The 6,382-nt window shown below is 52.0% G+C and carries 3 protein-coding genes; 2 read left to right on the forward strand and 1 reads right to left on the reverse strand.

The window, feature by feature from the left end; translation table 11 throughout:
- Both ACN4EK_RS31705 and ACN4EK_RS31710 read left to right on the forward strand, forming a co-directional pair.
- Positions 1-1,576, forward strand: a 1,576-nt coding sequence (locus ACN4EK_RS31705; RefSeq protein WP_431662438.1) for a ShlB/FhaC/HecB family hemolysin secretion/activation protein, incomplete at its 5' end; no start/stop codon positions are given.
- The gene (locus ACN4EK_RS31710) at positions 1,528-4,518 is read left to right on the forward strand and encodes a CHAT domain-containing protein (RefSeq protein ID WP_431662439.1); all 2,991 of its coding nucleotides are present in this window, start codon (positions 1,528-1,530) and stop codon (positions 4,516-4,518) included. The genes ACN4EK_RS31705 and ACN4EK_RS31710, both read left to right, overlap by 49 nt.
- Positions 4,519-4,523: 5 nt before the next feature.
- Here ACN4EK_RS31710 and ACN4EK_RS31715 read toward each other — a convergent pair whose 3' ends face one another.
- Positions 4,524-6,161 carry a DUF6930 domain-containing protein gene (locus ACN4EK_RS31715; RefSeq protein WP_431662440.1) on the reverse strand — a complete coding sequence of 546 codons (1,638 nt, stop codon included), beginning with the start codon at positions 6,159-6,161 and terminating at the stop codon, positions 4,524-4,526.
- Between the last annotated feature and the right edge of the window lie 221 nt (positions 6,162-6,382).

Genomic DNA, 6,382 nt, shown 5'->3' on the forward strand with positions numbered 1-6,382 from the left:
AGATGTGTATAAGAGACAGCCCGAGGATTTATTACCCACCCCAACGACTCCTCCTACTGATTCGGGTGATCCCTCGGTGCCCTTACCGGAGACACAAACTATTACCGTACAACGGTTTGAGGTGACAGGTAGCACTGTCTTTAGTCAAGAGAAATTTGCGGAAGTTACGGCACCGTTTACCAATAGACCGATCTCGTTAGCCGAGTTGTTTCAAGCTCGCGATCGGGTGACGCAACTGTATATCGATAATGGATATGTCACTTCGGGAGCCTACATTCCCCCCCAAAAATTGGAAGCTGGAGTGGTGGAGATCCGAGTTGTTGAGGGCAGCCTGGAGGATATTCGGGTCACGGGCACTCGGCGGCTGAGTCCGAACTATGTGCGCCGACGGATTGAGGTGGGCACTAAAACGCCCCTGAATCGGAATCAGTTATTGGAAACGTTGCAGTTACTCCGCCTGAATCCGTTAATTGAAAATCTGTCGGCGGAATTGTCGGCAGGGTCACGACCGGGTGTGAGTTTATTAGAAGTGCGGGTAGCTGAAGCGGATTCGTTTAATACCAGTTTAGTGTTCGACAATCAACGATCGCCCAGTGTTGGCAGCGATCGGCGGCAGATTCAACTGAATGAGGGTAACTTAACCGGACTGGGTGACAACCTGTTCGTCGCTTATATCAATACCCAGGGCAGCAACGAGTTTGACTTTATTTACTCGATTCCCTTCAATCCCCGTAATGGCACGATTAGCTTTAGCTTTACGCGATCGACCAGTAAGGTGATTGAGGAACCCTTTGATGTGTTGAATATTGAATCCGAGTCAAACTATTTTGAGTTAAGTGTCCGTCAGCCGTTGATCCAAACCCCCACTCAAGATTTCGCGATCGGACTCACAGGCAGCTATCGGACGGGTTCTGCCACTTTACTGGGTGATATTCCCTTCCCGGCGTTAGGTTCCGATGCCGATGGTGAAACGAAGATCACGGCACTGCGATTTTTCCAGGAGTATACCCAGCGCAGTAGTCAGGCTGTATTTGCGGCTCGATCGCAATTCAGCTTTGGCTTAAATGCCTTAGATTCGACGATTAACCCGGATCCACCCGACAGCCGCTTTTTTGCCTGGAGAGGGCAGGTGCAGTGGGTTCGGCTCTTAGCTCCCGATACGCTACTGCTGTTGCGGGGTGATGTACAACTGGCCGATCGTCCCTTAGTCCCGGTTGAGCAATTCGGGATTGGGGGCGCGTTAAGTGTCCGGGGATATCGGCAAGATTTTCTGTTGACCGATAATGGTCTGTTTGGTTCGGCTGAAGTCCGGATTCCAATTCTCCGTTTACCCCGAGTGCCAGCCCTGCTCCAGTTGACTCCGTTCGTAGACTTTGGCACTGGCTGGAATAAAGGCGAACGTCCTGATCCCGATCCCCGAACTCTGGCTTCGGTTGGGTTAGGACTACGACTGCAAATTAGTAATAACTTCAATGCTCGATTTGAGTGGGGAATTCCGCTAGTCTCGACTGATATTGAAAAACGCACATGGCAAGAAAAAGGGCTTTACTTCTCGATCAACTACAGTCCGTTCTAAGCACCGGGCTACGCTATGGCAACCGATGGACACGATCGTTGCTATTAGCCAGCCTCACGGTACTGTTCTGCCTGTTCACGGCTCCGGGGTTTGCCACCTTCCCATCCCAGCCTGTCCCTACCACTCAATCCCAGTTGCTCCATGCTCAACGCTCAACCGCAGATTTAGTCCAGCAGGGCAAAGCGCTTTATGATCAGGGACAATACGAAGCAGCCGTTGATGTGTTGCAACAGGCTGTCCAACAGGCGGCAGGCGATCTACTCTCCCAAGCGGCAGCGTTGAGTAATCTCTCGCTCACCTATCAACAGTTAGGTCGCTGGCAGGAGGCAACTCAGGCGATCGCGGATAGTTTGAATATGCTGCAAACTCGTCCACCCGGCATTGAACCAACGGTCTTACAAACCTTACTGGCACAATCCCTGGACATTCAGGGACGCTTACAGTTAGCCCAGGGACAGGCAGAAGCGGCTTTGCAAACCTGGCAGCAGACCGAATCGGTGTATGCCAACGTGAAGCAGGCGGATGGTATCGCCCGGAGTCGGATTAACCAGTCACGGGCATTACAGGCAATGGGCTTTTATCGGCGTGCCTGTGATACCTTATTGCAAACCCTCAGCCCCAGTGGACGGAGTTGCGAAACCCTCGATCGTCCCGAAACCCTGGCGCGATGGCAACGGGAATTAAACACCCAACCTGCCTCGGTGACAACAATTGTGGGTCTGCGATCGTTGGGGGATGTGTTGCAATTAATGGGCAATGTGGAGGCATCCCGTACCGTGTTGCAGATCAGCCTCAATCTGGCTCAACAATTGTCATCGGATGTCAATATTCAAGCGGCGCATCTCAGTTTAGGCAATATTGCCCGAACCCAATTAACTACGGGGCAATTGGAACAGGCGATGACGCGATTGGCTCAAACCAGCGATCTCGATCGCGCTACCGTTAATGCTGCACTGGCAACGATTCGCACGACGATCGCCTCGATTCAGACTGCGTTGACGGATTATCAAACCGCCGCTACGACAGCCAATTCCATGACCACCACGACGCAAGCTCAGGTGAATCAGGTCAGTTTGCTGGTTGAGAGTGCCCAGGCATTGCTCCAGGCATTACAAATATTATCTCCCGAACAACAAGCCTTGCCCATTCTGGCTCCAGTCACAACAGAATTGAAGCGGCAAGCGAGCCAATTTCTGACGAATGCGCTGGCACTGCTGCCAAACGTGCAAACCCAATTGACGAATCTCCCTGCCAATCGATCGACGATTTATGCTCAGATCAATCTGGCCCGGAGTTTGTTGAAGTTAGGTAGTCAGGAACCAGTCAATGTTACCGGACAGACATTGCTCCCAAATTTAGCTCTACCTACATCCGCCCAAATTGCCCAACTGTTAACCACTGCCGTCCAATCCGCCCAAACCTTAAAAGATATTCGAGCAGAGGCGTATGCTTTAGGCTACCTGGCAATGGTCTACGAACAGAATCAGCAATGGGCGGCAGCGCAGCGATTAACCAAACGTGCCCTGTGGCTTGCCCAAACCCATAATGCGGCGGATATTGCGTACCGTTGGCAATGGCAACTGGGACGGTTGTTAGCCCAACAAGTGCAGGTGACAGGCGGCGATCGCGCCGTCTATACCGATGCGATCGCGGCTTACAAAACGGCGATTCAAACCTTGCAATCCCTGCGGGGAGATTTAGCCGCCGTGAACCAGGATATTCAGTTCACGTTCCGGGATAGTGTGGAGCCAGTCTATCGGGAGGCTGTCAGATTATTGTTACAGCCCGGTGATGGTTCCGCCCCCAGTTCAGAAAATCTCGATACTGCCCGCAAGTTAATTGAATCCTTGCAATTAGCGGAACTGGATAATTTCTTCCGGGAAGCCTGTATCGAAGGGCAAGCTGTACCAATTGATGAGGTCGTGAACCAACCCAGTGCCCAGGCGGCTGTGATTTATCCGATCGTGCTGCCCGATCAACTCCAGGTGATTGTCAAAATTCCGAATCAGCCTCTGCAACTACATACCCAGCCCATTTCTCAAACCACCGTGGAAGCGACTGCCAGCAAACTCCGGCAATTGTTAATCAAATCGCCCAATGCCGAGGCAGAAATTCGTCAACTCTCTAGTCAAATTTATGATTGGCTGATCCGACCGATCGCAGCGGACTTAGCTCAAGTCGATACTCTGGTATTTGTGCCCGATGGCGCACTCCGCAATATTCCCATGGGGGTGTTGTACGACGGCAAGCAATATTTGATCGAAACCCAGGCGATCGCTTTAAATGCCGGACTGCAATTAATCGATCCTAAGCCCCTGGCTCGAACGCCGTTGAAAGCCTTAACCGCCGGACTTTCCGATCCCCCACCGGGATTTGAGACATTAGGTAAGTTGCCAGCTATTGCCGATGAGATCAATTCCATTACCGCCGCCGGAGTGAGCACCACCACTCTGCTCAATGCCGAATTTACCCGCCAAGCCCTGGAAACCCAAATTAATGCAGCGCCCTTTAATGTGATCCACCTGGCGACCCACGGGCAATTTAGCTCCCGTCAGAGCGAAACCTTTATTCTGGCAGCCGACGGTCCGATTAATGTTAGTCAGTTCGATCGGCTGCTGAAAAGTCGGGAGTTTACTCGCTCAGAAGCCGTGGAACTGCTGGTAATGAGTGCCTGTGAAAGCGCGGCTGGTGACGATCGTGCCACTCTGGGTCTAGCCGGAGCCGCCCTGCGAGCCGGTGCCCGTAGCACCATGGCATCCCTGTGGCAAATTGACGATCGGGCAACTGCCACCCTGGTGAAACAGTTCTATCAGGAGTTAACCAATCCAGAACTAACGAAAGCCGAGGCACTGCGACGGGCACAGGTGGCGCTGCTAAAACAAGACGGTTACTCCCAACCCAGCTATTGGTCTGCCTATGTGCTAGTCGGCAACTGGTTATAAGTTGTTTACATCCAATCAACCGCTAACCGGAGTTGCAATGTGCCTAAGCCCAAATCCTTCGCTGGCAGTGCATGGGCTTCAAACAGGGCAATCATATCCTTAAACTGGGGATTGCCTCGGGATGCCCCGGTTAATCCCTTGGCAATAATCAGCCCACAATAGCCCTTGGTTTTTTTGCAACGCTGATCCCACTTTTTCCGCGCCGAGACATGGGTAGGATCATCTTCCCCAAATTCCCCAAATAAATACAAACTGCCATTCCCCGCTTGCAGCAAGCCTAAATCATAGCGATCGCCCCCGATCGCATCCTCACCGGGATTAAAGCAAATCGCTTGCAAGCCCCCTGCCTCCTTGAGGGACTGGACTAACGTTTTGGCTTTTGGGCGGGAGGTTTGAATCATCACCACTGGTAGCCCATCCCCCGCTTTTGGGATCTCTTGAGGTTGGTAGTATTCCGTTCCTGCCCGCAAATCCTCCAGTAAATCCCAGGGCACCATACCCAGGCTGAGGAATGAATTGTCGGGAATTAAATCATCCCGTACCACTGGGAGATTTAAAGGCACAGCGTTCTCCTCATCCTCCGTCAGCCCCAGCAATTCATCCGCCAGATCCGGCAGGGTCGTCACTTTAATGCCAATCTGCTGCTTAGTATCCTCCGGAGCATCCGGATGGGGAATGCGATACCGACTGCTAATCGAGGGAAATTGATCATTTTGGAACTTCTGGCGATGCTGCCGGAAAAACCGATGTAAAGCTTCCAGACTGACTAACAGGGGAGCCGCTTCCTCTTCATACAGAAACGATCGCAGCCCTTCCAAGGGATGCAAATTACCAAACACCGGCTCCACATCCGGAGACAGGAGCGCTGGAGCAATTCTAGCCAGTTCATCCGCTTCATCCGTCTCGGTTTCAAAGGTAATGTATAAGCAATCCTGCCCCAGAAAGGCTTCCTGCATTTCCTCGATCGATTCATGGGTCATGGCTCGTTGCCGGAAGCGTTTAAGCGAATCCAGCGATCGATACAGCAAAATGCCGTATTCCATGCCCAACATGCCCATCACCGAGACATACAGAGAGCCAATATCCCAGGCATTCAATTCAATCTCTAAAATTTGATGATCCGCCAATACCTCCCAGGGCGCATCATCCCAAAGCTGAAACGCTTGTTCAATCAACTCATCGGCATACTGAGGGGGCAAGTGGGGTGGACGAGTCTCGATCGCGTCCTGCAACCCCCGAAAGATTTCATCAATCAGCGGCAGTTCTGGCACATAGTCCAACGTGATATCCAGGTCTTGTAACACCCCACGCAGGAAAAATTGTAACTCGCGATCGCTGACCACAATCTTCTTCGGACGAGCCGGACTGCCCGGATTATGGGGATGTTCCATTGCCCGGATTAACGTCCGCACTACCGCTTCATGCCCCGTGTCTGGAGTTACCACATCCATTGCCCGAACCATGCCCTGGGAGCCATCAACCCAGAGAATGCAGTCCCCTTCCGGCGGCTCTCCTACCCCAGACTCCAACCAATCCGACCCTGTTTGCCGGGTTCCCAAGGGACGACGATCGCCCTCCCACACACTTGGAATCTGCTGTAATTGTTGCAGACGGCGACAGGTCGATCGATTCAGAGCACTCATAGGCTTCCATAACAGTTAGGGTAGGTAGAAATCAACTCGATCGAGTTGAATTAGAGACTGACCACGATAGATATTCATCTTAAACACTAATCCGGTTTGCAAAGCTTGCAACATCCTCAGGTTTGACGGATTGTGACAAAAATATTTCTACTGTTCAGTGACCCAACCGTAAACTGCCAGTATCTCTCCACCTCCCCACTCCCTGTCTCTTATACACATCT

It is taken from the genome of Pantanalinema rosaneae CENA516 (assembly GCF_050753385.1).
GTDB classification, from domain to species: Bacteria; Cyanobacteriota; Cyanobacteriia; order Leptolyngbyales; family Leptolyngbyaceae; genus Pantanalinema; species Pantanalinema rosaneae.